Consider the following 25786-nt stretch of genomic DNA (forward strand, 5'->3'; position numbering starts at 1 on the left):
GCCTTTTTGTTATCTCGAATGAGTCCATGGAAAGGTTAATCGAACGCTTCATCCTGCAATCGCGTTGGCTGCTGGTGCCCTTCTACCTGGGCCTGGTGTTCACCATGCTGCTGCTGGTGGTCAAGTTCGGCCAGCACCTGCTGTACCTGCTGCCGCAGATCTTCACCATCTCCTACACCAAGCTGCTGGTCGGGGTGCTGACCCTGGTGGATCTGCTGCTGGTGGCCAACCTGCTGATGATCGTGATCATCTCCGGCTACGAAAGTTTCGTGTCCAAGCTGGACACCGAGGATCCGGAGGAAAAGCCCAGCTGGATGGGCCAGGTGGGCTTTTCCGGCCTCAAGCTCAAGGTGATCAGCTCCATCGTCACCATCTCCGGCATCGAACTGCTCAAGGTGTTCATCAGCGCCCACCAGCTGTCCAACCAGGAGCTGGGCTGGAAGCTGGGCATCCACCTCACCTTCGTGGTGTCGGCGCTGATCTACGCCCTCACCGACCGCTACGCCAAGAAGGTCTGAGGCGGCCCCTGCCAATCTGAACACAATCCTTTGAATCATATAGATAAAACCGTATAGTTAACGAGGTTGTAACAAGGCGGTTTTTATCATGATCAGAGTCAAGGGATTGACCAGGACCTTCGGCCGGGGCGAGACGGAGGTCCAGGCCCTGAAGGGCCTGGATCTGCACATCAAGGCCAACGAATTCGTCGCCATCATGGGGCCGTCCGGCTCCGGCAAATCCACCCTGATGAACATTCTGGGCTGCCTGGACAGGCCAAGCGGCGGCAGCTACCGCCTGGCCGGCCAGGAGGTGGCCCGCCTGGACGACGACGCCCTGTCCCGGGTGCGCAACCAGGACATCGGCTTCATCTTCCAGACCTTCCACCTGCTGCCCAGGCTGAGCGCGGTTCGCAACGTCATGTTGCCGCTGCGCTTTTGCGACCTGAGCGATGCCGAAGCCGAAGCCAGGTCCATCGCCATGCTGGAAAAGGTCGGCCTGGGCCACCGGTTGCACCACAAGCCCTTCGAGATGTCCGGCGGACAGCGGCAGCGGGTGGCCATCGCCCGGGCCCTGGTCAACGAGCCCAGGATCATCTTCGCCGACGAGCCGACCGGCAATTTGGACTCCAGGACCTCGCTGGAGATCATGGCCCTGCTCAAGTCCCTGCACGACCAGGGCCAGACCATAGTGCTGGTCACCCACGAGGATGAGATCGCCGCCTATGCCCAGCGGGTGCTGGTGATGCGCGACGGCGAGCTTCAGGAGGTGCGCCATGCGGCTTAAGTCCCTTTGGCTGCTGCTCCTGCCCTGCCTGGCCCAGGCCCAGAACCTGCTGCTGACCGGCCAGATAGACGCCCGCGAGGCCCAGAGCTTCGCCGTGCCCAGGACAGACAACTGGAACCAGCAGATCCAGTGGATGCTGGACGAGGGGGAAATCGCCCAGCGGGGCGATCTGGTGGTGGTCTTCGACGGCAGCAGCATCAACAACCAGATCGAACAGGTGGAAAGCCAGCTGCGCACGGCCGAGGACCAACTCAAGGAGAGCCAGTCCCGGCTGGACTTGGAAGTACTGGAAGCCGAATACCTGGTCAGGCGCAACGACAACCTGCTCAAGAAGGCCGCCATAGACGCCGGCATCCCCCTCCAGCACCTGAGCCAATACGACCACGACAGGTACGGCCTGACGCTGGTCAAGGCCAGGCGGGAGCTCAAGCTGGCCAGGGAAGCCCTGGCCACCAAGCGCTTCAACCGCGACGCCGAGCTGGCCAGGCTGGCCCTGGCCATCAACAAGCTCAAGGCCAAGCTCGAACTCAACCGCCGCCAGGCCGAGCAGCTGTCCATGAAGGCCGAGGTGACGGGGCCGGTGATCCACGGCACCCATTGGGACGGCACCAAGTACCACGTGGGCAGCGCCGTCCAGGCCACCTGGGAGGTGGCCAAGATCGCCTCCAGCCAGGGGCTCAGGGTCGAGGCCTGGGTCAACGAAGTGGATCTGCACCGCCTGAGCCAGGGCGCCGGCGTCCGCCTGCTCCTGGATGCCCATCCCCAGACGCCCATTCAAGGCACCATCACCGAGCTGGGCCGCCAGGCCGAAAAACGGGACGACTGGGGCCAGGCCCGCTACTTCCAGGTGCTGATCGACATGCAGTCTCCTCCCCTTGAATTGCTGGTGCCCGGCATGAGCGTACTGGTGGAGGTGTCGTCATGAAGTACTGGCTGACCACCCTGGTGTTGCTGCTGGCTGGCTGTGGCGAGCCGGGGCAATGGCAGAAGGTGGAAAAGCGTTCCGCTCAGCAGTGGATCAGCGCCAACGGCGAGCTGGCTTCCAGCGACACCGCCTACATAGGGCCGCCGTCCATCGACAACATGTGGAACTACCAGATCACCTACCTGGCCCCAGAGGGGCAGCGGGTCAAGGCCGGCATGCCGCTGGTGACCTTCGACGGCAAGGAGTTGCAGAAGAAGCTGGAGCTCAAGCGCAGCGAGCTGGCAACGGCCCGCAAGAAACTGGACAACACCCGGATGCAGGACGAGCACCAGCTGGAAGAGCTGAAGCTCAGGCAGGCGGAGCTGGCCATGGAGCTGGACAAGGCCGGGCGCAAGGTGGCCACCCTGGACGAGACGGTGGCCCTGAACGAGCAGCAGCAGTTGAAGCTGGATCTGCGCATCGCCGAGGACGAACACTTTCTTGGCCAGCGCAAGGTCGACCAGCACCGGGCCGCCGCCCGGACCCGGGCCGATCTGGCCCAGCGCGAAGTCAACCGCCTGGCCCTGGAAGTGGCCCAGCTCGAACACGACCTGGGCAGGCTGACCATCCCCGCCCCCAAGGACGGCATGGTGGTTTACCACCAGGACAGGGGCGGGGACAAGGTGGCGGCCGGTGACAGCGTCTGGATGGGACAGCAGCTGATGCTGATCCCCTCCCTGGACAAGATGGTGGTCAAGGCGGAGATAGCCGAGCGTGACGCCGGCAAGATCCGCGTCGGCCAGGCGGTGCGCATCCGCCTCGACGCCAACCCCGAAGTGGTCTATCAGGGGCAGATCCAGTCCCTGGGCAAGCTGTTCCGGCAGAAATCGCGGCACCAGCCGGCCATGGTCTTCGACGCCCTGGTCACCCTTGCCCAGCCCGATCCCGAGCTGATGCGCCCGGGCATGGCCGCCCGCCTGGAGATCCTCACCCGGGATCTGGGCGAGGTGCTGCTGGTGCCGGCCCGGGCCGTACAGCAGCACGGCGACGGCCACCGGCTGCAGCTAAGGACGGCACTGGGCCAACGCGACCAGCAGGTCACCCTGGGGCCCAGGCTGGGCGACCAGGTGGTGATCAGCCAGGGCCTGGAAGCGGGCCAGGAGATCAGGTTATGAGAAAGTGGCTATTGAGTCTGGCCCTGCTGCTGGGCGCCTGCGCCGAGCCGGCCAGGGAGGTATTGACGGTACGGGCCCAGCAGGGCCCCTGGCAGATCCAGGCCCCGGCCAGGGGTGAGCTGACGGCGGCCAAGGCCGTGCCCATCTCGGCGCCGGCCGGGGTCAACGGCCCCCAGCGGGTGGTATGGCTGGCGCAGGAGAACAGCCTGGTCAAGAAAGGGGAGCTGATCGCCCGCTTCGACGGCGACAGCTTCCGCAATGCCCAGCGCGAAGCCGAACTCAGCGTGGCCATGGTGGATTACCAGATCCAGCAGAAGGACCGCGATCTGGGCCAGGAGCGCCAGCAGATCCTCAAGGAAACCGAGCTGGTGGCCAGCGAACTGGCCCTGGCCGACCGATACGGCGTCGAGGATCTGCGCGTCTACAGCCGCAACGAGATCATCGACAACCTCAGCAACAAGGGCTTCCTCCAGGCCAAGACCGGCTACCACCAATGGCAGCTGGACAGCCATGAGCACAAGGCCGGCAGCGAGCTTGATCTGCTCAGGCTGCAAAGGGCCAGGGAGGAGACCCTGCTGGAGCAGAATCGCCAGTCCCTCAAGCGCCTGGAGGTCCGAGCCCCCCAGGACGGCCTGCTGGTCTACAAGCGCAACTGGCGCGGCGAGCAGGCCCGTGTCGGCGAGATGATGTGGCCGGGGCGCAAGTTCGCCGAGCTGCCCGACACCAGCCAGATGGAGGCCAGGCTCCATGTGCTGGAGTCCGAAGGCGCCGGCCTGCAGGTGGGCCAGGCCGTCGAGCTGGCCCTGGACGCCTTCCCGGACCAGCCCTTCAGCGGCCGCGTCAAGAGCCTGGATGGCTTCGCCAAGAGCATCCGCCGCGGCGATCCGGTCAAGTACTTCGAAGTGATGGTGACCCTGGACAGGATCGATCCCGAGCTGATGAAGCCGGGCCGCCAGCTCCAGGCCAGGATCACCCTGGCCGAGCTGGACGGGGTGCTGACCCTGCCAAGCCAGGCCGTCTTCCAGGAGGATGGCCGCTACTTTGCCTATGTGCAGGACGGCGATGACTTCGTTCGCACCGAACTCAGCCCGGGTCAGCGCTCACTGACCCGGGTGCAGATCCTGTCGGGCCTGGACGCCGACACCAGGGTCGCCCTGCTGGAGCCGCCCAAGGAGAGGATAAGGCCATGAAGTTGAAGGAAATGCTCTGGCAATCCCTGGATGAGCTGCTGCATCACAAACTGCGCACCCTGCTGACCCTGCTGGGGATGATCTTCGGGGTCGGCGCCGTCATCGCCATGCTCAACATAGGTGAAGGGGCCCAGCGCGAGGCCCTCAAGCTGATCGACTCCATGGGCCTGCGCAACCTTATCGTCCAGGGCCAGGAATACGACAACGAGCGCCTCAAGGAGATCCGTGAGGAGTCCACTGGCCTCAGCCTGCGGGATCTGGAGGCCAGCCTGGACACCCTGCCCTTCGTCCAGGCCCACAGCGCCGAGAAGAACGTCAAGACCCATGATCTGTTCAGCCACCAGGGCAGCTCGGACGCCCAGGTGCTGGGGGTGACCGCCAGCCACTTTGAGCTGGCCAGCCTCAAGGCCGCACGAGGAAGGCTGTTCGACGACCAGGACGACCGCCACTATGCCCAGGTGGCGGTGATAGGCCAGGAGGTGGCCCAGGCGCTGTTCCCGGGCGGCGGGGCCCTGGGCGGACGCCTCAAGGTCAACCACCTCTGGCTGGAAGTGGTGGCGGTGCTGGCCAGCCCCAGGCTCAGCAAGGAGGAGTTCCAGGGCGTCAAGCTGGGTGGCGAGCGCAACCGCATCTATATCCCCCTGCAGACGGCCCTGAAGAAGCTCAAGCACCAGCCCCTGGCCAGCGAGCTGGATGCCTTCCGCCTGCAGCTGGCCACCGGAGTCGATCCCCTGGCCGCCAGCCAGGCGCTCAAGCACCTGCTGGACAGGCGCCACGGCGGCGTCGACGACTACCGGATCCTGGTGCCGGCCCAGCTGCTGGCGCAACAGGCCCAGACCCAGCAGATCTTCAATATCGTCATGTCCTGCGTGGCCGGGATCTCCCTGCTGGTGGGCGGCATCGGCATCATGAACATCATGCTGGCCACGGTGCTGGAGCGAACCAAGGAGATCGGCCTGCTCAGGGCCGTGGGCGCCAGGCGCCAGGATGTGGTAGCACAGTTCATGGCCGAAAGCTTCGTCATCGCCTGCCTGGGTGGAGTGCTGGGGATCCTGTTCGGCCTGGGGCTGTCGGAGCTTATCGCCCTCTATTCGGACTGGACCGTGGCCTGGTCGTTCTGGGCCATTGCCCTGTCGGTGACTATCTGCGCGCTGATCGGCCTGCTGTTCGGTGTCTACCCGGCCATCAAGGCCTCCCGGCTCGACCCCATACAGGCCCTGCAGAGCGACTAAACAAAAACGCCTCCACTTGGAGGCGTTTTTTTCGGGCCCTGTTAGGCGGCAAGCCAGCAAAAAAGGGGCACCAGGCCCCTTTTTTCGGACGACACGGCGCAGATATTAGAAATACAGGTTTTCCACGGCCTTGCCGTCGACCAGGATCTCGCACTTGTCACCCGAGCTGCTCTTGGCGGACTGGATGATGTTGGCGATGACCCCGAACTTGCCGCCCTTGCTGCCCAGCACGGAGCCGAAGTAGCAGTTGCCGGCAATGGCCAGGCCGTCATAGTCGGCCTTCAGGTTTTGGGTCGGGGTGTAGGGAGGGAAGCGGCCCTTCATGACCGGATCGCCGTTCACGGTCAGCTCCAGCTGGTTTTCCTTCTTGAAGTAGCGGCCACCGAAGGTCAGGCTCTTGCCAGAGATCTCAACGGTCTTTTCCTGGGCCACGACGGGCTTGGGGGTGGAGGCACAACCGCCCATGAGGGCCACGCTGCCGGCGATTGCAAACAAAGCGAGTTTACGCATCAGATTAAGTTCCTTCTTTACGGTTTGCCGGCCGTCTTGGCGCCGGCAACAACAGATCCCGTGTCGTCCAAGGGGCAGTATAACGGCTTGTTTTTCAACATTTCCAGACCTTGTCGGCCTTTAGTTGCAGCCGCAATGCCTAGGGATTGGTGGGGTTCAGTGCTCCCCCAATGGCAGCCGGTAGTGATAGAAGCCGCTTTCCCGCTCATAGCCCAGGGACTCGTACAGGGTCTGGGCCTGGGTGTTTTGCACCTGGGTCGACAGCACCAGGCTGCGGCCGTGGTGCTGCTCGGCAAAGTCCCTGGCCGCGGCCATCAGGGCCCTGGCCACCCCCTGGCGGCGGCCGGCCGACACCACATAGAGATCGTTGAGGATCCAGATGGGGCAGGCGGACACAGACGAGAAGCTGGGATACAGCTGCACGAAACCCAGGGCCTCGTCGCTGCCGTCGTAGGCCACGAAGATCTGCGACTGGCCGTGGCTGATCCGCTCGGTGAGAAAATCCCTGGCCAGGTTGAGATCGCTCGGCTGGCCGTAGAATTGACGATAGGCGTCAAACAGCGGCGCCAGTTGTGGCAGTTGCAGCAGATCGGCGCTGCGGATCTCGATGGTCATGGCGGCCCCTGTCGGTATACAGTTGATGTGGCTTTAGTTTTTGTCCAATTACGGGAGAGATCAAGCGGTGACCGACCCTAGCCTGCAACAACGGCTGATCGCACTCGAGAAACGGCTGTTCGAGGCCAACGCCAGGCTCAGCCGCGAACAGCTCGATGAGCTGCTGGCCGACGACTTTATCGAGTTTCCCAGCACCGCCGTGCCCTTCGACAAGGCCCACGCCCTCAAGAGGCTGCCCGGGGAGACGCCGCCGCACATCGAAGCCTGGGATTTCAGGGTCCGGCAGCTGGCTCCCACCCTGGCCCAGATCACCTACCAGGCCAGGCTGCGCCGGCCCGGCAGCGACCAGGTGATGGAGTCCTTGCGCAGCTCATTATGGCGGCTGGAAGACGGCCAATGGCGGATGTGTTTTCACCAGGGCACGGTAAGGCCCTGACGCCTGCTACAAAAAAAGCCCGGTCAGGCCGGGCTTTTTTCATGCTGGCCTGAATGCTCAGGCATGTTCGGCGATGATGCCTTCCATCTCGGTGAAATGGGCCTGCATCTGCGCCGAGGGCTCGGAGGTCGCCAGGCTGACGCCCCACACGGTCAGGGCGCAGCCCAGAAAGCCGGGCACGATCTCGTACAGGTAGGCACTGAGCGGCTGGCCGTCAATGGTCAGGGGGCCGTAGATCCACAGCAGCACTATGCCGGCGCCCACCAGCATGCCGGCCATGGCACCCTGGCGGGTCATGCGCTTCCAGAACAGGCTGAGGATGATCACCGGGCCGAAGGCGGCGCCAAAACCGGCCCAGGCGTTGCTGACCAGGCCCAGGATGCTGTTGTTGGGGTTCCAGGCCAGGACGATGGCCAGCACCGACACCGCCAGCACCGACAGCCGTCCCACCAGCACCAGCTCCTGCTGGTTGGCGTCACGGCGCAGGAAGGCCTTGTAGAAGTCCTCGGTCAGGGAGCTGGAGGTCACCAGCAGCTGGGAGGAGATGGTGCTCATGATGGCCGCCAGTATCGCCGCCAGCAGGAAACCGCTGATCAGCGGGTGGAACAATAGCTGCGAGAAGGCGATGAAGATGGTCTCGGGATCGGCCAGGACCAGGCCGCGCTCGGCGACATAGGCCACGCCCACGAAACCGGTGGCCATGGCGCCGATGATGGAGACGATCATCCAGAACATGCCGATGCGGCGTGCCTTCTTGACATCACTGACCGAGCGAATGGCCATAAAGCGGACGATGATATGGGGCTGGCCGAAATAGCCCAGGCCCCAGGCCAGCAGCGAGATGATGCCCAGGGTGGACACCTCTTCCAGCAGGCCGGACTTGGCCGCGTCCTTGAACAGATCCAGATAGCGGGGATCCAGGCCCTGCACCTTGTCGAGGGTGGCCCCCAGGCCGCCAAGCTCACCGAAGGCCACCAGCGGCACCAGCACCAGGGCCAGGAACATGATGCAGCCCTGCACGAAGTCGGTCAGGGACACGGCCAGGAAGCCGCCGAACAGGGTGTAGGCGCAGACCACGCCGGCGGTGACCATAAGGCCGGTGGAATAGTCCAGGCCGAAGGCGCTGTCGAACAGCTTGCCGCCCGCCACCAGGCTGGCCGAGGTATAGAGGGTGAAGAACAGAATGATGACGAGGGAGGAGACGACGCGCAGCTGGCGCTTGTCGTCCTCGAAGCGCTTGGCGAAATAGTCCGGTATGGTGATGGCGTCATTGGCCACCTCGGTGTAGGTGCGCAGCCTTGGCGCCACCACCAGGTAGTTCAGGAAGGCGCCAATGACCAAACCCACTGCTATCCAGATCTGGGAAACGCCGGAGGCGTAGATAGCACCGGGTAAGCCCATCAGCATCCAGCCGCTCATGTCGGAAGCGCCGGCGGACAGGGCCGTGACGCCGGGGCTGAGGGCGCGCCCCCCCAGCATGTAGCCGGACACGTCGTCCGTGGATTTGCGATAGGCGTAAAGGCCGATGGCCAGCATGGCCAGAAAGTAGGCGGCCAGGGATATCAGGGTACCGGTTTCCACTCCAATCTCCTCTGTGGTTGCTTGTTCATTCGAATACGAACAAAGAGGCTAACATGATGGGCGGAGGATTTCTTCCCGGATTGCGGGCAAAGGCGCCGTTTTAAAAAGTTTCACCCCCGGCAGGCCAGCCGGACCGGTCTGTCGCCATCTAACAAAAAAACCCCGAGCCTGGGCTGCGGGGCTTTCTTTACGGGCGCTTGGGCCTAGATACGGATGCCGCCGTCAATTTCGATGACCCGGGCGGTGAAGTAGTCATTCTCGAGGATGAACTTCACGCACTGGGCCACTTCCTCCGGCTCGCCGAGGCGGCGCAGGGGAATGGCCTGCTTCATGCGGTCGATGGCTTCCGGCTTCATCTGATCGGTCATGGCCGTGGCCACCACGCCAGGGGCGATGGCGCCGGTGCGGATGCCGTAGCGGGCCAGCTCCTTGCCCCAGGTCACGGTCATGGTGGCCACCGCCGCCTTGGAGGCGGAATAGTTGCTCTGGCCCATGTTGCCGGCGCGGGACACCGAGGAGATGTTGATGATGGCGCCCTGGCAGCCGTGCTTGATCATCTGGGCGGCGGCCTCGCGGCCGCAGAGGAAGGTGCCGACGATGTTGACGTCGATGACCGAGCGGAACTGCTCCAGGCTCATCTTGGTTACCTCACCGTCCTTGGCCTTGATCAGCATGCCATCGCGCATGACGCCGGCGTTGTTGACCAGGCCGTTGAGGCCGCCGAAGTCGTTGCCGATGGCCTCGAAGGTGGCTTCCACCGCCGCTTCGTCGGTGATGTTGCACAGATAGCCCTTGGCCTCGGAGCCCGCTTCACGGACCAGGGCCACGGACTGCTCCAGGTCGTCCTGGTTGAGGTCGATAAGGGCCAGCTTGGCGCCCTGCTTGGCCAGCATCACGGCCATGGCCTGGCCCAGGCCGCGGCCGCCGCCGGTGATGGCGATGACTTTGTCTTTGAGTTCCATGAATTATTCCTCGAAAAGCGCCAGCAGGGACGAGAAGTCCTTGGCGCCGTTACCCTGTAAGTTGTGCATCTGGTAGAGGGAGCGCGCCAGCGCGCCCATGGGCACCGGCTGTGCCACCTCCCCCGCTGCGCCCATGGCCAGTTCCAGATCCTTGCTCATCAGCTGGCTCATGAAGCCGCCGCTATAGCCCTTGGAGGCCGGCGCGTTTTCCATCACCCCGGGCACCGGGTTGTACTTGTCCAGCACCCAGTTGCCGCCGGAGCTGACCTTCATGATGTCGGACAGCACCTTGGCGTCCAGGCCATGCTTCATGCCCAGCTTGAGGGCTTCGCAGGTCCCGGCCATGAGTACCGATAGCAGCATGTTGTTACAGATCTTCGCGACCTGGCCGGCGCCGTCGCCGCCGGCATGGAAGATGTTGGCGCCCATGGCGTCAAGCACCGGCCTGGCACGTTCGAAGGCCTGATCGGAGCCGCCGACGATAAAGGTCAGGGTACCGGCCTGGGCGCCGGCGGTGCCGCCGGATACCGGCGCATCGACGAAGTCGAGGCCCTTGTCGGCCGCAGCCTGGTGCACCAGCTTGGCGGTGGCCGCGTCTATGGTAGAGGAGTCGATCAACAGGGTGCCGGGGGCCACCTGGTTCAGCAGGCCCTCGTCGCCCAGGTAGATGCCGGCCACATGCTTGCCGGCGGGCAGCATGGACACCACCACCTCGACGGCGGCCATGTCGCTGAGCTGGCCGGCCTTGCCGCCGACGCTGACCAGATCCGCCACCGCTTCCTTGTTCAGGTCAACGGCCAGCACCTCGTGGCCGGCCTTGACCAGGTTCTTGGCCATGGGGCCGCCCATGTTGCCAAGGCCGATAAAGCCAATCTTTGCCATAACGTCTCCTTACATGTCCTTGAGGGGGTGCTGGTCCTGGGGCCAGGGGGAAGCGAAACAGTGTTCGAGCACCTCGGCATCCACCGCCATCACGGACTTGAAGCGCCAGTTGGGCTTCATGTCCTTGTCGATGAGCAACGCCCTGACCCCCTCCCGGAATTCACCCAGCTCGCCGCAGCGGTAGGACAGGCCGGCCTCCAGGCGAAAGCAGTCGGCCAGGCTCATCTCGCCGCCCAGCTGCAGCTGGCGATAGACGATATGGGCGGTCAGCGGGCTGCCGTGGCGAAGGCCGTCCCGGGCACGGACCAACCACTTGTCGTCGGTTTCCAGGGCGCCGATCCGCGCCACCACCTCGGCCAGCTCGCCGTCACAGAGGCGGTCTATCTCGCCCTGGTGGGCCTTTACCTGGCCCCGGGGCAGCTTGACCCTGGCCTGGGACTCGAAGCCCCCCAGCACGTCGCCGAGCTTCTGGTGGTTGAGGCTGGTGGTACTGCCCCAATTGACGTTGCACAGGGCGTCGATGAGGGCGCCCTTGTCATCGAAGCTGACGAAGTGGTCGGCCAGACCCACATAGAGGGCATCGGCGGCATTGATGCTGGCACCGGTCAGGCCCAGGAACAGGCCGCTCTTGCCGGGCATGCGGCTCAGGAAATAGGTGCCGCCCACGTCCGGGTACAGGCCTATGGTGATCTCCGGCATGGCGATGCGGGCCGTCTCGGTCACCACCCGGTGGGAGGCGCCGCTCATCAGCCCCAGGCCGCCGCCCATGATGATGCCGTGGCCCCAGATCAGCACCGGCTTGGTCATGCAGTGGATCTGGTAGTCCAGGCGGTATTCCGAGACGAAGAAGTCCTTGACCGCCTCGCCGCCGTTGTCCGGGGCCTCGCACAGCGCCTGGTAGAGGGCGCGCACGTCGCCACCGGCACAGAAGGCCTTCTCGCCCGCCCCTTCCAGGATCACCATGGCGATGCCGTCGTCCTGCTCCCAGGCCTGAAGCTGGGGAGCAAGACGGTCGATCATGGATTGGGACAGGGCGTTGAGGGATTTTTCGCTGTTGAGCCGGGCCAGGCCCAGGCGCTTGCCGTTGGCGCAGCCCAGCTCTTCGAAGTGCACCACGTCCGTCATTGGTTCTTCCATTCGGGTTTGCGTTTACCCAGGAAGGCCTGCACGCCTTCCTGCTGATCCTCGCCGTCGAACAGCTTGACGAAGAACTCCTTCTCCTTGGCGTAGCCTTCCTTCATGGGGGCGACGCGGCAGGTCTGGATCAGCTTCTTGCAGGCGGCCACGGCCATGGGGCTCTGGTTGCCGACCTGTTCGGCCAGGGCCCTGGCGCGCTCCAGGGCGCCGCCCTTGGCCACCACTTCCTCGACCAGGCCAATCGCCTGGGCCTTGGCGGCGTCCAGCTGCTCGCCGCAGAGGATCACCTTCTTGGCCCAGCCCTCGCCCACCAGGTGGGTCATGTTCTGGGTGCCGCCGGCGCAGGGCAGCAGGCCGACCTTGGCTTCCGGCAGCGCCATCACCGCCTGCTCTTCGGCAATGCGGATGTCACAGGCCAGGGCCACTTCCAGGCCACCGCCCATGGCATAGCCGTTGATGGCGGCGATGGAGACGCCGCGAAAGTCTGCCAGGGTCTCGAAGGCACGGCCGAACAGGTGCGCCATGTCTTTGGCCACCTTCTTGTCGCCGTCCGCGAACAGCTTGAGATCGGCACCGGCGCTGAAGAACTTCTCGGAGGCCGAGGCCACCACCAGGGCGTAGACGTCTTTGTTGAGGTTGAGCTCTTCCACCATGGCCGCCAGCTGGGTCAGGCTTTCGACTGTCCAGGTGTTGGCCGGGGGGTTGTTCATGGTGATGGTGGCCACATGGCCATCGATCGCCAGGTTCAGGGGCATGTCCATGCTGTTCTCCTTACAGGATCTCGCTGGCGCCGTCCGCCAGCAGTCGACGGGCGACGATGAGCCTCATGATTTCGTTGGTTCCTTCCAGGATCTGGTGCACCCGCACGTCGCGCAGGTGGCGCTCCAGGGGATATTCCTTGATATAACCATAGCCGCCGTGGATCTGCAGGGCCTGATCACAGACCTTGAAGCCCACGTCGGTGGCGAAGCGCTTGGCCATGGCGCAGTAGGCGGTGCGCTCGGGATCCTTCACGTCCAGCTTGTAGGCCGCCAGGCGCACCAGCTGCCGGGCCGCCACCAGCTCGGTGGCCATGTCGGCCAGCTTGAACTGCAGCGCCTGGAAGGCCGCCAGCGGCTTGCCGAACTGGCTGCGCTCGTGCATGTACTGCTTGGCGGTGTTCAGGGCCTGCTGGGCGGTGCCCACGGAGCAGGTGGCGATGTTGATGCGGCCACCGTCCAGGCCCATCATGGCGAACTTGAAGCCCTCCCCTTCCTCGCCGAGGCGGTAGTAGGCGGGGATGCGCACGTTGTCGAAGGTGACCATGCGGGTGGGCTGGGCGTTCCAGCCCATCTTTTCTTCGGCCTTGCCGTATTCCACGCCTTGGGCATTGGCGGGCACCACGAAGGCGGACACGCCCTTGGGGCCGGCCTCGCCGGTGCGGGCCATGACCACCAGCACGTCGGTGCTGCCGGCGCCGCTGATGAACACCTTGGCGCCGCTGATGACGTAGTCGTCGCCGTCACGCCTGGCGCTGCTGGTCAGGCTGGCGGCGTCGGAGCCGGCGCCCGGCTCGGTCAGGCAGTAGGAGGCCAGCAGTTCGCCGGTAACAAGCTGCGGGCAGAACTCGTCGATGGCCTGCGCCGTGCCGAAGCTGGCGATCATCCAGGTGGCCATGTTGTGGATGGTCATGTAGGCGGTGGTGGCGGTGCAGCCCATGGCCAGCTGTTCGAAGACGATGCTGGCGTCCAGGCGCGACAGGCCCAGGCCGCCGGCGGCCTCCGGGGTGTACAAGCTCAGAAAGCCCAGCTCGCCGGCCTGCTTGATGACGTCCACCGGGAAGTGGTGTTCGGCGTCCCATTTGCCGGCGTTGGGGGCCAGTTCGCTCTCGGCGAACTGGCGGGCGGTGTCCTGGAAGGCCAGCTGATCGTCGGTCAGATGAAAATTCACGGTCACTCCTTACTTCAGGTGAATCGTCATGTTGGGACCGCCGGGGATGTCCTCGAGGAACCAGCGGGCGGTGATGGTCTTGGTTTCGGTGTAGAAGCGCACGGCCTGCTTGCCGTAGGCGTGCTGATCACCGTAGAAGGAGCCCTTCCAGCCGGTGAAGCTGAAGAACGGCATGGGCACCGGGATCGGAATGTTGATGCCCACCTGGCCCACCTCGATGTCGTGCTGGTACTTGCGGGCCGCGGCGCCGCAGGCGGTAAAGATGGAGGTGCCGTTGCCGTAGGGGTTGCGGTTCACCAGGGCGATGGCGTCGTCCAGGCTGTCCACCGTCATCAGGCACAGCACCGGGCCGAAGATCTCTTCCTTATAGATGCGCATGTCTTCGCGCACGTCGCTGAACAAGGTCGGTCCGACCCAGTTGCCGGCCTCATGGCCGGGCACGGTGAACTCGGAGCCGTCCAGCAGGCAGCTGGCGCCCTCATCCTTACCGGCCTGGATCAGCTCCAGCACCCGCTGCTTGGCGGCCGGGGAGATGAGCGGGCCGAAGGCGGCGTTCTCGTCGTTCCACAGGCCCGGCTTGACCTTGGCAAGCTCGGCCTGGATCTCCGGGATCCATTCCTTGGCGTCGCCCACGAACACGGCAACCGAGATGGCCATGCAGCGCTGGCCGGCGGCGCCCACCGAGGCACCGACGATGTTGTTGATCACCTGCTGCTTGTTGGCGTCGGGCATCACCACCATGTGGTTCTTGGCGCCGGCGAAGGCCTGCACCCGCTTCATGTTCTCGGTGCCGCGGCGGTAGATGTACTGGCCCACCGGCACCGAACCCACGAAGGACAGCGCCTTGACTTGTGGGTGGTCGAGCAGGAAGTCCACCTGCTCCTTGCCACCGTGCAGCACCTGCAGCACGCCGGCCGGGGCGCCCGCTTCCACGAACAGCTCCACCAGGCGGGTCGGGGTCAGGGGATCCTGCTCGGAGGGCTTGAGGATGAAGGTGTTGCCGCAGGCGATGGCCAGGGGGAACATCCACAGCGGGATCATGGCCGGGAAGTTGAACGGGGTGATACCGGCGCAGATGCCGATCGGCTGGGTCAGGCTGTAGGTGTCGATACCGCGGGCCACGTTCTCCACCGTCTCGCCCATCATCAGGCTGGCGATGTTGGCGGCGTGCTCCACCACCTCGATGCCGCGCCAGACGTCGCCCTTGGCGTCGTCGAAGGTCTTGCCGGTCTCGCTGGAGAGGATCTCGGCGATTTCGTCCTGGTGATCCTTCAGCAGCTGCTGGTAGCGCAGCATGACACGGGCGCGCTGGGATACCGGCACTTCCTTCCAGACCTTGAAGGCCTCCCGGGCGCTGGCCACGGCCGCCTCCATCTCGCTCTGGGTGGCGCAGGGCACCTTGGCGATGACGCTGTTGTCGGCCGGGTTGGTGACGTCGATAAAGGTGTCGCTCTGGCTCTGGCAGAACTCACCGTTGATAAACAGGGGGACGGTTTTCATGGTACTGCTCCTTTAAACCAGTTCGATGGCCACGGCCGTGGCTTCGCCACCACCGATGCACAGGGAGGCGATCCCTTTATTCAGACCGCGATTCTTCAGCGCATACGCCAGGGTCACCAGCAGGCGGGTGCCGGAGCAGCCGATGGGGTGGCCCAGGGCGCAGGCGCCGCCGTTGACGTTGACCTTGGCGTGATCCAGGCCCAGCTCCTTGATGGCCAGCATGGTGACCATGGCGAAGGCCTCGTTGATCTCGAACAGATCCACCTCGTCCCTGGACCAGCCGGCCTTGTCCAGCACCTTTTGCATGGCGCCCACAGGGGCTATGGTGAACTCGCTGGGATGCTGGGAGTGGGTGGCGTGGGCGCGGATGCGGGCCAGGGGCTTGAGGCCGCGGGCCAGGGCGTCGCTCTCGCGCATCAGTACCACGGCGGCACCGCCGTCGGAGATGGAGGAGCTGTTGGCGGCGGTGATGGTGCCGTCTTTGGCAAAGGCCGGGCGCAGGGTCGGGATCTTGTCCGGACGGGCATTGCCGGGCTGTTCGTCCACCTTGAAGGTGATCTCGCCCTTGCGGCTCTGGATGCTGACCGGGGTGATCTCGTCCACAAAGGCGCCGCTTTCGATGGCGGCCTGGGCCCGGTGCAGGGACTCGATGGAGAAGGCGTCCATGTCTTCACGGGTCAGGCCGTACTTGTCGGCGGTTTCCTGGGCGAAGGAGCCCATCAGGCGACCCGTGTAGGCGTCTTCCAGGCCGTCGAAGAACATGTGGTCCTTGACCTCGCCATGGCCCATGCGCAGGCCGCCCCTGGCCTTGGGCAGCAGGTAGGGAGCATTGGTCATGGATTCCATGCCGCCGGCCACCACCACCTCGGCGCTGCCGGCTACAAGCAGATCGTGACCAAGCATGACGGTCTTCATGCCGGAGCCGCAGACCTTGTTGACCGTGGTGGCGCCAACGCCGTCGGGGATGCCGGCGTGGCGGGCGGCCTGGCGGGCCGGGGCCTGGCCCAGGCCGGCGGGCAGCACGCAGCCCATCAGCACTTCGCTGATGTCGTCGGCCTTGAGGCCGGCGCGGTTGATGGCTTCACGGATGGCGGTGGCGCCCAGGTTGGGCGCATCTACGGCGCTCAGTGCGCCCTGGAAACCACCCATGGCGGTACGGGCGGCGCCGACGATGACAATGGCGTCCTGACTCATGACTGTGCTCCTTGATGCAATGCTTGCAACTGTGGTGATGAGCACAGACTAACGAAGATTGACGTTTACGGCAACGTAAAGGGGTCCAACCTCTTTACCGGATTTTAACCCAAAAAAAGGGCTCCCGAGGGAGCCCTTGTGCCGGCTTATTCGGCCAGCGGGATATAGGTGACCACCTCGTAGGCCAGCGGCGCCAGGGTGCCCTTGGCCTTGGCAAAGTCGATGAAGGACTGGTTATCCAGGTAACCGCTGTCCACATAGCTGCCTTCGATGCGGTTGAGCAGGGCGTCGAAGCCCTCGCGGCCGCCGGCGGTGAAGTTGGTGGTGCCCACCTTGTAGACGGCGTCGTCTTCCAGGGCTACCCAGTCCTCGCCCACCAGCACGTCGATATCGTAGATGCGCTCACCCTTGGGCAGGTTGCCGTCATAGGTGAAGCGCAGGTGGCCGGTGTAGGGGAAGGAGCCATCGCCGGTGCCGGTCACGCCGTCGGCGTTGGTGGCGTTGTTGATGGCGCCTTCCAGGGCCGCCTTAACATCGCTGCCCTTGAGGTCGAAGCTGACCAGGGTGTTGGAGAACGGCAGCAGGGTGCCGGCCACGAAGCCCACGGTCAGGTCGCCGGCCTTGACGTGGTCACGCACGCCGCCTGAGTTGACGATGGTGAAGTCCACGCCCGGGGTGTGCTGGTACATGGATTCGGCCACCAGGGGCGCAATATTGGAGCCGTGATCGGGCAGGGCCTCGCCGCCACGGGCCTTGCCGGGGATGCGCACGTGGTCCAGATCCTGGCTGACAGTGGCGATGACCTGGCCCATCAGCTCGTCGATGGCGGGCTTGTAGTTTTCATCGATCTTGGCGCGCATGGCGGCGTCTTCTTCGATGATCTGGATGTTGTCCTGCTCGGCCACGAAGGCCTCGACGGCGGCCTGGTCGGCCTCGGTCAGGCTTTCCTTGTTCTCGCCGTCGTACTTATGACGCATGGCGGCGCCGATCAGCAGGCTGTTGTTGCCTTCACAGCTTTCCACCACGCCTTCACCGTTGAAGGTGACGGTGGCCAGGCCCATGGCCTCGGCGTACTGGCCGGCCTGGACGATACAGGCGCCGTTGCGCATCTCGGCGTACTGGCCGTTGTCACCCAGGCCCAGGTTCTCGAAGCTGCCCAGCAGGCTATGGGAGTGGCCACCAACGATGACGTCGATGCCGGCCACGGCGTCGGCCACCCTCTGGTCACGGTCCAGGCCGATGTGGGAGACCATGACAATCTTGTTGATGCCCTGGGCTTCCAGCGCGGCCACTATGCCCCTGGCGGTGTCGATCTCGGCCTTGAAGGCCACGTCTTCGTCGGGGCTGGTGATCTCGAACATGTCCTGCAGCAGCAGGCCGAAGATACCCACCTGCTCGCCGTTGATTTCCTTGACGATGTAGCCGCCAACGTTATCGACGTTGTTGTAGACGTGCAGGTTGTCGATGAGGGACAGCGGCAGCTCCTTGCCGTTGTTCTCGCCGCTCAGATCCAGGTTGGAGGCCAGCACCGGGAAGTCGGCGCGCAGGGCGAACTTGGCCAGGGCCTCGTTGCCCATGTCGAATTCGTGGTTGCCCACCACCATGGCGTCCAGACCGATGTCGGACAGCAGATCGGCGTTGGCGGCGCCCTTGAACTGGGTGAAGTACAGGGAGCCCTGGAAGGCGTCACCGCCGTGCAGGGTCAGCAGCGGCAGTTGCTCCTGCTCGGCCCAGGCGCGGATCTCGTCGGCGCGGGCCTTGAGGCGGGCATAGCCGCCGATGGGGGCGTACACCTTCTTCTGCTCACCTTCGATGCTGGGGTAGAAGCTGGTGGAGCCGGCATCGATATGGGAGTGGGTGTCGTTCATGTGGGCGATGGCCAGCTGGAAGGACTGGGCCTTTTCAGGCTGTGCTGTGCTGGTATCGTTGTCACAGCCGGCCAGGCCAAGGGTGGCCAGGGCGACGGCAATGGCCACCTTATGTTTGTTCATCATCCTAGGTTCCTTAAAGCATTTCTTGTTATGTCATCCTGCTGTCCACTGGCCGGGCCAGGTGACAGGCGCGCACATTCTACCCCGTGGTTTGTTACAAGCAAGTTTAAAAGCAAGCGTTTACCCTTGATTTGCGGGGCTTTGCCCTTGCCTTTGGGCCGCCCGGAAGGCAAGGTTTAAGCGGTACCCTGGCCCCTTTTCCCCCTTGGGCCCGCAACTTTACCTTTACGTAAACTTCAAGTAAGGTGATTTCACCGAGGATCAGCCAAGACATCATGTCCAACAAAAGCATCACCTACAGCATCAGCGAACTGGCCAAGGAGTTCGATATCACCACCCGATCCATACGTTTCTACGAGGATCAGGGGCTGATCACACCGGAACGCCGTGGCCAAACCCGGATCTACAGCCGCCAGGACCGAGTCCGCCTCAAGCTGACCCTGCGGGGCAAGCGCCTGGGCTTCACCCTGGCCGAGGTCCGCAAGCTGTTCGACCTCTACGATGCCGACAAATCGTCGGTGACCCAGCTCAGCACCATGCTGGACCTGATCGCGGAGAAGAAGGCGGCGCTGGAGCAACAGATGGAAGACATCAAGGTGGTACTGATGGAGCTGACCTCAGCAGAAAAACGCTGCCGCGACGCCCTGGAACAACCCAACAAGAAAGAGGCGAGCGGTACCTAAGTAGTCAGCAAGGGGGAAAAGCTGGTGATCAGTACCTACAAGAGCCTGAACTTCGGTTTGGGCGAAACCGCGGACATGCTCCGCGACCACGTCAACGCCTTTGCCCGGGAAGAGATCGCCCCCCGGGCCGCCCAGATAGACGAAGCCAACGAATTTCCCGCCGACCTGTGGCGCAAGTTCGGTGACATGGGCCTGCTGGGCGTGACCGTCTCGGAACAATACGGCGGCGCCGGCATGGGCTATCTCGAGCATGTCATCGCCATGGAAGAGATCAGCCGCGCCAGCGCCTCTGTGGGCCTGTCCTACGGCGCCCACTCCAACCTCTGCGTCAACCAGATCTACCGCAACGGCAACGAGGCCCAGAAACAGAAGTACCTGCCGGGGCTGATCAGCGGCGAGCACGTCGGCGCCCTGGCCATGTCCGAGCCCGGTGCCGGCTCCGACGTGGTGTCCATGAAGCTGCGTGCCGAAGACAGGGGCGACCACTTCGTCCTCAACGGCACCAAGATGTGGATCACCAATGGTCCCGACGCCGAGACCTATGTGGTCTACGCCAAGACCGACGCCGACAAGGGTCCCCACGGCATCACCGCCTTCATCATCGAGCGCGGCTTCCAGGGCTTTTCCCAGGCCCAGAAGCTGGACAAGCTGGGCATGCGCGGCTCCAACACCTGCGAACTGGTGTTCGAGGACTGCATCGTACCCAGGGAGAACATCCTCGGTGAGCTGAACCAGGGCGTGAAGGTGCTGATGAGCGGCCTGGACTACGAGCGCCTGGTGCTGTCCGGCGGCCCCCTGGGCATCATGCAGGCCGCCATGGACGTGGTGGTGCCCTATATCCACGACCGCCAGCAGTTCGGCAAGCCCATCGGCACCTTCCAGCTGGTGCAGGGCAAGGTAGCCGACATGTACACCCGCATGAACGCGGCCCGCTCCTATGTGTACATGGTGGCCCAGGCCTGCGACCGCGGCGAGACCACCCGCAAGGACGCCGCCGGCGCCATCCTCTATTCCGCGGAGCTGGCCACCCAGATGGCCCTGGACGCCATCCAGCTGCTGGGCGGCAACGGCTACATCAACGAATTCCCCACGGGTCGCCTGCTGCGCGACGCCAAGCTGTACGAGATCGGCGCCGGTACCTCCGAGATCCGCCGCATGCTCATCGGCCGCGAACTCTTCAACGAGTCCTGAGACCAGGGGCGCGCCACGGCGCGCCCTTTGTTCACTGCTGCAAGGACAAAGCAATGGCAATTCTGCAGACCAAGATCAATCCCCAGGCCCAGGGCTTCAAGGCCAACCACGAGGCCATGGCCGCCCTGGTGGCGGATCTCAAAGACAAGGCTTCGCAAATCATGCAGGGCGGCGGCGCCGCCCTGGCCGAGCGTCACAAGTCCCGGGGCAAGCTGCTGGCCCGGGAGCGCATCGACCTCTTGCTGGACGCCGGCTCCCCCTTCCTGGAAATAGGCCAGCTGGCCGCCTGGGAGGTCTATGACGACTACGTGCCCGCCGCCGGCGTGGTGGCCGGCATCGGCCGGGTCAGCGGCGTCGAGTGCATGATCGTCGCCAACGACGCCACCGTCAAAGGGGGCACCTATTACCCGCTGACGGTCAAGAAACACCTGCGGGCCCAGGAAATCGCCGCCCGCTGCCACCTGCCCTGCCTGTATCTGGTGGACTCAGGTGGCGCCTTCCTGCCCCGCCAGGACGAGGTGTTCCCGGACCGGGACCACTTCGGGCGCATCTTCTTCAACCAGGCGCAGATGTCCGCCAAGGGCATCCCCCAGATCGCCATCGTCATGGGCCTGTGCACCGCCGGCGGCGCCTATGTGCCGGCCATGGCCGACGAATCCATCATCGTCCGCAACCAGGGCACCATCTTCCTGGCCGGGCCGCCGCTGGTGAAGGCCGCCACGGGTGAAGAGGTCAGCGCCGAGGATCTCGGTGGTGCCGACGTGCACTGCAAGGTCAGCGGCGTCGCCGACCACTACGCCCAGGACGACGCCCACGCCATCGCCCTGGCCCGGGACGCTGTGGCCAACCTCAACTGGCAGAAGCCCCTGGACGTCAGCCTCAAGGCGCCCAAGGCGCCCCGCTATCCCATAGAGGAGCTGTACGGCATAGTGGGTACCGACCTCAAGAAGCCCTTCGAGGTGCGCGAGGTCATCGCCCGCCTGGTGGACGACTCCGAGTTCCACGAATTCAAGGCCCTGTACGGCCCCACCCTGGTGTGCGGTTTCGCCCACATCCACGGCTACCCGGTGGGCATAGTGGCCAACAACGGCATCCTCTTCTCCGAGAGTGCCCAGAAGGGCGCCCACTTCATCGAGCTGTGCTGCCAGCGCAAGGTGCCGCTGTTGTTCCTGCAGAACATCACCGGCTTCATGGTCGGCCAGAAGTACGAGGCCGAGGGTATCGCCAAGCACGGCGCCAAGATGGTGACGGCGGTGAGCTGCGCCAGCGTGCCCAAGTTCACCGTGCTCATCGGCGGCTCCTACGGTGCCGGCAACTACGGCATGTGCGGCCGCGCCTATGATCCCACCATGATGTGGATGTGGCCCAACGCCCGCATCTCGGTCATGGGCGGCGAGCAGGCCGCCGGGGTGCTGGCCACCGTCACCCGTGACGGCCTCAAGCGCAAGGGCAAGGACTGGAGCGACGCCGAAGAGGCCGAGTTCAAGAAGCCCATCGTCGAGCAGTACGATCACCAGGGTCACCCCTACTACGCCTCGGCCCGGCTCTGGGACGACGGCGTCATAGACCCGGCCCAGACCCGCGACGTGCTGGCCATGGCCCTGTCCGCCAGCCTCAACGCGCCCATAGACGACACCCGCTTCGGCGTATTCCGCATGTAAGGAGGCCCCATGGATTGGTTGCAACAAGAGATCGACGGCCGCGGCGTGGCCACCCTGAGCCTGAACCGCCCGGACAAGCACAACGCCTTCGACGACCAGCTGATCACAGCCCTGAACGACGCCTTGGATGCGCTGGCCGCTAACCCGGCGGTGCGGCTGCTGGTGCTGCGCGCCGAAGGCAAGCACTTCAGCGCCGGCGCCGACCTGGCCTGGATGAAACGCCAGGTGGACGCCAGCTTCGAACAGAACCTGGCCGAATCCGAGGCCCTGGCCGGGCTGATGGACCGCCTGGACCGTTTCCCCCACCCCAGCCTGGTGCGGGTACAGGGCGCGGCCTTCGGCGGCGCCCTGGGCCTGATCGCCTGCGGCGACATCGCCGTGGCCGCCGACAACGCCCTGTTCTGCCTGTCCGAGGTCAAGCTGGGGCTGATCCCGGCCGTGATCAGTCCCTATGTGCTGCGCGCCATGGGCCCCAGGGTGGCCAGGCGCTACATGCTCACCGCCGAGCGCTTCAACGCCGAGGTGGCGCTGCGTCACGACCTGGTCCATGAGGTGGTGCCCATGGACGAGCTGGACGGCGCCGTGGAAGGCCATGTCCAGCAGCTGCTGATGAACGGTCCCCAGGCCCTCAAGGCCTGCAAGCAGTTGATCCAGGACGTGCAGGGCCAGGCCATAGACGCCCCCCTGCGCCGCCGCACCGCCGAAGCCATCGCCAAGATCCGCGTCACCGACGAGGGCCAGGAGGGCCTGGGCGCCTTCTTCGACAAGCGCAGGCCCGCCTGGCAGGAGCAACACTGATGTTCAATACCATACTGATCGCCAACCGCGGCGAGATCGCCTGCCGGGTGATCCGCACCGCCCACCAGCTCGGCATCCGCTGCGTGGCCGTCTACTCCGAGGCCGACGCCGGAGCCCGCCACGTGGCCATGGCCGACGAGGCCCACCTGCTGGGCCCGGCCGAGGCCGCCCAGTCCTACCTGCGCGCCGACGCCATCCTGGACATCGCCCGCCAGAGTGGCGCCCAGGCCGTGCATCCGGGCTACGGCTTCATGTCCGAAAACGCCGGCTTCGCCCGGGCCTGTGCCGACAGCGGCATCGCCTTCATAGGCCCGCCGGTGGCGGCCATCGAGGCCATGGGCTCCAAGTCCGCCGCCAAGGCCATCATGGAAAAGGCCAGCGTGCCCCTGGTGCCCGGCTACCACGGCGACGACCAGAGCGACGAGCTGCTGATCCGCGAGGCCGAGCGCATCGGCTATCCGCTGCTGGTCAAGGCCGCCATGGGCGGCGGCGGCAAGGGCATGCGGGTGGTCGAGAGCCCAGAGAAGCTGCTGGACGGCCTCAATGGCGCCCGCCGCGAGGCCAGAAACGCCTTCGGCGACGACACCCTGCTGCTGGAGAAATACCTGACCCAGCCCCGCCACGTGGAGGTGCAGGTGTTCGCCGACCGCCACGGCAACTGCATCTACCTGGGCGACCGCGACTGCTCGGCCCAGCGCCGCCACCAGAAGGTGGTGGAAGAGGCGCCGGCCCCGGGCCTGAGTGACGAGCTGCGCCGGGCCATGGGCGAAGCGGCGGTGCGCGCCGCCCAGGCCATCGGTTACGAAGGGGCCGGCACCGTCGAGTTCCTGCTCGACGGCGAGCATTTCTACTTCATGGAGATGAACACCCGCCTGCAGGTGGAGCACCCGGTCACCGAGCTGGTCACCGGCACCGATCTGGTGGAATGGCAGCTGCGCATCGCCGCCGGCGAGGCCCTGCCGCTGGACCAGGCCCAGGTGAGCACCAACGGCCATGCCGTGGAAGCACGCATCTACGCCGAGGATCCGGCCAGGGACTTCCTGCCCCAGAGCGGCCTGCTCGAACATCTCAAGGAGCCCGCCGACGAGCCCGGCCTGCGCATCGACACCGGGGTCCGGGAAGGGGACCAGATCACTCCCTACTACGACCCCATGATCGCCAAGCTGATCGTCCACGGCCCGGATCGCACCTCGGCGCTGCTGAAGCTGCAACGGGCCCTGGATCAGTACCGCCTGGCCGGCATCAAGGCCAACGTCGGCTTCCTGCACCAGCTGGTCAGTCACCCGGACTTCATGGCCGGCAGGCTGACCACCAAATTTATCGATGAACGGGTCGACGAATTGACCCTGGAGCCGGCCCTGGCCGAAGAGCGCCTGGCCCTGGCCGCGCTCTGGGTGCTGGTGGCCCGGGAGCAGGACGCCGAGCGCCAGCGCACCCAGGGCATGGAGCCCGGCACCCCCTGGCTGCGCAGCGACTCCTGGCGCCTGAACAGCCAGCCCCGCCAGCTGCTGCGCCTGGATATCGGCAATGAGGCACCGGTCGAGGTCGAAGTGGAGCACTTCGGCCCCGGCTGGCGCCTCGGCCTGCACGGCCACAGCGTGCTGGCCGAAGGCAGCCTGGTGGGCGATCAGCTCCACGCCAGCCTGGATGGCAAGCGCACCACCCTGCCCGTCTGGCGCCAGGGCCGCCGCCATCTGCTGTTCGAGCACGGTCATGTGCTGGAGGTGGCCGAGTTCCAGCCGGATTTTGCCGGCGAAGAGGAAAGCGCCGGCCAGCTCACCGCGCCCATGAACGGCACCATAGTCTCGGTGCTGGTCCAGGCCGGTGACAGCGTCGAGGAAGGCCAGGCCCTGGTGGTGATGGAGGCCATGAAGATGGAATACACCATCAGCGCGCCCAGGGCCGCCGTGGTGGCCGAGGTCTTCTACGGCGACGGCGACAAGGTCAGCGACGGCGCCGAGCTGGTGGCCCTGGAGGACGCCTGATGTATCCCCAATCCGTACGCATAGTGGAGGTGGGCGCCCGGGACGGCCTGCAGAACGAAAAGCAGCAGGTGGCACTCAACCACAAGAAGCAGCTGATCGAGATGCTGGCCGGTGCCGGCCTCAAGCACATCGAGGTGGGCAGCTTCGTCTCGCCCAAGTGGGTGCCGCAGATGGCCGACACCGCCGAGCTGTTCGAGGCGCTGGCCCGCAAGGACGGGGTGGTCTACTCGGCCCTGACCCCCAACCTGAAGGGCCTGGAAGGCGCCCTGGCCGCCGGTGCCGACGAGGTGGCGGTGTTCGGCGCCGCCTCCGAGACCTTCAGCCAGACCAATATCAACTGCAGCATCGACGAGAGCCTGGCGCGCTTCGCGCCGGTGGTGGCCGAGGCCAAGGCCAGGGGCAAGCAGGTGCGCGGCTACGTGTCCTGCGTGCTGGGCTGCCCCTACGAGGGCGACATCAGCCCCGACAAGGTGGCCGAGGTTGCCCTCAAGCTGTGGCAGCTGGGCTGCGACGAGATCTCCCTGGGCGACACCATAGGCGTGGGTACCCCGGAGAAGACCCGCCGCCTCATCGAGCGGGTGGCCCGGGACGTGCCGCTTGGCAAGCTGGCGGTGCACTTCCACGACACCTACGGCATGGCCATCGCCAACATCCACCAGGCCTTGTCCATGGGCATCGGCGTGGTGGACGCGGCCGTGGCGGGCCTGGGCGGCTGTCCCTACGCCAAGGGCGCCTCCGGCAACGTGGCCACCGAGGACGTGGTCTACCTGCTCAACGGCCTTGGCATCGACCACGGCGTGGATCTGGACCGCCTGGCCCAGGCCGGCTGGTTCATCAGTGGTCAGCTCGGCCGCCAACCCGGTTCCAAGGTATCCTTGGCGCTGCGTGCCAGCACCGGAAAAGACAAAGATTGCCTGCTCACCAACCTGTAGCGGGCAGCCACAAG

The 25786-nt window shown here is 65.1% G+C and carries 24 protein-coding genes; 13 read left to right on the top strand and 11 right to left on the bottom strand.

The genetic code is table 11. The features are described 5' to 3' along the window. The first annotated feature begins 26 nt into the window (after window positions 1-26). From WDB71_RS10845 to WDB71_RS10870, 6 genes are all read left to right on the top strand, one after another. Window positions 27-518, top strand: coding sequence for a TIGR00645 family protein (locus WDB71_RS10845; RefSeq protein WP_341501608.1), 492 nt, complete (start codon window positions 27-29; stop codon window positions 516-518). Window positions 519-606: 88 nt separating this feature from the next. Then, complete coding sequence (locus WDB71_RS10850) at window positions 607-1284, top strand: ABC transporter ATP-binding protein (protein ID WP_341501609.1); 678 nt, start codon at window positions 607-609, stop codon at window positions 1282-1284. After that, the gene (locus WDB71_RS10855) at window positions 1274-2209 is read left to right on the top strand and encodes an HlyD family efflux transporter periplasmic adaptor subunit (RefSeq protein ID WP_341501610.1); all 936 of its coding nucleotides are present in this window, start codon (window positions 1274-1276) and stop codon (window positions 2207-2209) included. Before WDB71_RS10850 ends, WDB71_RS10855 begins: the two co-directional genes overlap by 11 nt. Then, entirely contained in the window at window positions 2206-3363 is a 1158-nt protein-coding gene (locus tag WDB71_RS10860; RefSeq protein WP_341501611.1) for an efflux RND transporter periplasmic adaptor subunit, read from the top strand. The genes WDB71_RS10855 and WDB71_RS10860 overlap by 4 nt, the downstream gene beginning before the upstream one ends. Further along, window positions 3360-4553, top strand: coding sequence for an efflux RND transporter periplasmic adaptor subunit (locus tag WDB71_RS10865; RefSeq protein WP_341501612.1), 1194 nt, complete (start codon window positions 3360-3362; stop codon window positions 4551-4553). Before WDB71_RS10860 ends, WDB71_RS10865 begins: the two co-directional genes overlap by 4 nt. Beyond that, complete coding sequence (locus WDB71_RS10870; RefSeq protein WP_341501613.1) at window positions 4550-5785, top strand: ABC transporter permease; 1236 nt, start codon at window positions 4550-4552, stop codon at window positions 5783-5785. Before WDB71_RS10865 ends, WDB71_RS10870 begins: the two co-directional genes overlap by 4 nt. A gap of 105 nt (window positions 5786-5890) precedes the next feature. Here the strand turns inward: WDB71_RS10870 and WDB71_RS10875 are convergent, their stop codons facing one another. Together WDB71_RS10875 and WDB71_RS10880 are read right to left on the bottom strand one after the other, a co-directional pair. Beyond that, window positions 5891-6295, bottom strand: coding sequence for a hypothetical protein (locus WDB71_RS10875; RefSeq protein ID WP_341501614.1), 405 nt, complete (start codon window positions 6293-6295; stop codon window positions 5891-5893). A 156-nt stretch (window positions 6296-6451) separates the two neighbouring features. Next, on the bottom strand, window positions 6452-6910 hold the full coding sequence (locus tag WDB71_RS10880; protein WP_341501615.1) for a GNAT family N-acetyltransferase: 459 nt from the start codon (window positions 6908-6910) through the stop codon (window positions 6452-6454). Between the two features lie 67 nt (window positions 6911-6977). Between WDB71_RS10880 and WDB71_RS10885 the strand changes: the two genes are divergently transcribed. Further along, entirely contained in the window at window positions 6978-7346 is a 369-nt protein-coding gene (locus WDB71_RS10885; protein WP_341501616.1) for a nuclear transport factor 2 family protein, read from the top strand. Window positions 7347-7403: 57 nt separating this feature from the next. On the opposite strand, the gene putP is transcribed toward WDB71_RS10885, so the two are convergent. From putP to WDB71_RS10930, 9 genes are all read right to left on the bottom strand, one after another. Beyond that, complete coding sequence (gene putP / locus WDB71_RS10890) at window positions 7404-8882, bottom strand: sodium/proline symporter PutP (RefSeq protein ID WP_341504209.1); 1479 nt, start codon at window positions 8880-8882, stop codon at window positions 7404-7406. A gap of 248 nt (window positions 8883-9130) precedes the next feature. Further along, window positions 9131-9889, bottom strand: a complete 759-nt coding sequence (locus WDB71_RS10895; RefSeq protein ID WP_341501617.1) for an SDR family oxidoreductase — start codon at window positions 9887-9889, stop codon at window positions 9131-9133. A 3-nt stretch (window positions 9890-9892) separates the two neighbouring features. Continuing rightward, window positions 9893-10771, bottom strand: coding sequence for a 3-hydroxyisobutyrate dehydrogenase (mmsB, locus tag WDB71_RS10900; RefSeq protein WP_341501618.1), 879 nt, complete (start codon window positions 10769-10771; stop codon window positions 9893-9895). A 9-nt stretch (window positions 10772-10780) separates the two neighbouring features. Then, window positions 10781-11896: an enoyl-CoA hydratase/isomerase family protein gene (locus tag WDB71_RS10905; protein ID WP_341501619.1), complete on the bottom strand. Its 1116-nt coding sequence runs from the start codon at window positions 11894-11896 to the stop codon at window positions 10781-10783. Beyond that, window positions 11893-12669: an enoyl-CoA hydratase gene (locus WDB71_RS10910; protein WP_341501620.1), complete on the bottom strand. Its 777-nt coding sequence runs from the start codon at window positions 12667-12669 to the stop codon at window positions 11893-11895. Before WDB71_RS10910 ends, WDB71_RS10905 begins: the two co-directional genes overlap by 4 nt. Window positions 12670-12679: 10 nt before the next feature. After that, window positions 12680-13837 carry an acyl-CoA dehydrogenase family protein gene (locus WDB71_RS10915; protein WP_341501621.1) on the bottom strand — a complete coding sequence of 386 codons (1158 nt, stop codon included), beginning with the start codon at window positions 13835-13837 and terminating at the stop codon, window positions 12680-12682. Window positions 13838-13846: 9 nt separating this feature from the next. After that, window positions 13847-15337, bottom strand: coding sequence for a CoA-acylating methylmalonate-semialdehyde dehydrogenase (locus WDB71_RS10920; RefSeq protein WP_341501622.1), 1491 nt, complete (start codon window positions 15335-15337; stop codon window positions 13847-13849). A gap of 12 nt (window positions 15338-15349) precedes the next feature. Next, window positions 15350-16531, bottom strand: a complete 1182-nt coding sequence (locus tag WDB71_RS10925) for an acetyl-CoA C-acyltransferase (protein ID WP_341501623.1) — start codon at window positions 16529-16531, stop codon at window positions 15350-15352. Window positions 16532-16677: 146 nt separating this feature from the next. After that, window positions 16678-18525, bottom strand: a complete 1848-nt coding sequence (locus WDB71_RS10930) for a 5'-nucleotidase C-terminal domain-containing protein (protein ID WP_341501624.1) — start codon at window positions 18523-18525, stop codon at window positions 16678-16680. A gap of 272 nt (window positions 18526-18797) precedes the next feature. On the opposite strand from WDB71_RS10930, the gene WDB71_RS10935 reads away from it, so the two are divergent. The 6 genes from WDB71_RS10935 (at window position 18798) to WDB71_RS10960 (ending at window position 25772) form a co-directional block, all read left to right on the top strand. Next, complete coding sequence (locus WDB71_RS10935; RefSeq protein WP_341501625.1) at window positions 18798-19205, top strand: MerR family DNA-binding transcriptional regulator; 408 nt, start codon at window positions 18798-18800, stop codon at window positions 19203-19205. Between the two features lie 75 nt (window positions 19206-19280). Continuing rightward, the gene (locus WDB71_RS10940; RefSeq protein WP_341504210.1) at window positions 19281-20396 is read left to right on the top strand and encodes an isovaleryl-CoA dehydrogenase; all 1116 of its coding nucleotides are present in this window, start codon (window positions 19281-19283) and stop codon (window positions 20394-20396) included. A gap of 53 nt (window positions 20397-20449) precedes the next feature. Continuing rightward, entirely contained in the window at window positions 20450-22057 is a 1608-nt protein-coding gene (locus WDB71_RS10945) for a carboxyl transferase domain-containing protein (protein WP_341501626.1), read from the top strand. Between the two features lie 9 nt (window positions 22058-22066). Continuing rightward, window positions 22067-22855 (top strand): enoyl-CoA hydratase/isomerase family protein, encoded by a 789-nt coding sequence (locus tag WDB71_RS10950; protein WP_341501627.1) that lies wholly within the window; start codon window positions 22067-22069, stop codon window positions 22853-22855. Next, on the top strand, window positions 22855-24840 hold the full coding sequence (locus WDB71_RS10955) for an acetyl/propionyl/methylcrotonyl-CoA carboxylase subunit alpha (protein WP_341501628.1): 1986 nt from the start codon (window positions 22855-22857) through the stop codon (window positions 24838-24840). The genes WDB71_RS10950 and WDB71_RS10955 overlap by 1 nt, the downstream gene beginning before the upstream one ends. Further along, the gene (locus WDB71_RS10960; RefSeq protein WP_341501629.1) at window positions 24840-25772 is read left to right on the top strand and encodes a hydroxymethylglutaryl-CoA lyase; all 933 of its coding nucleotides are present in this window, start codon (window positions 24840-24842) and stop codon (window positions 25770-25772) included. The genes WDB71_RS10955 and WDB71_RS10960 overlap by 1 nt, the downstream gene beginning before the upstream one ends. Window positions 25773-25786 lie beyond the last annotated feature (14 nt).

The sequence above is a fragment of the Gallaecimonas sp. GXIMD4217 genome, from assembly GCF_038087665.1.
GTDB lineage: Bacteria > Pseudomonadota > Gammaproteobacteria > Enterobacterales > Gallaecimonadaceae > Gallaecimonas.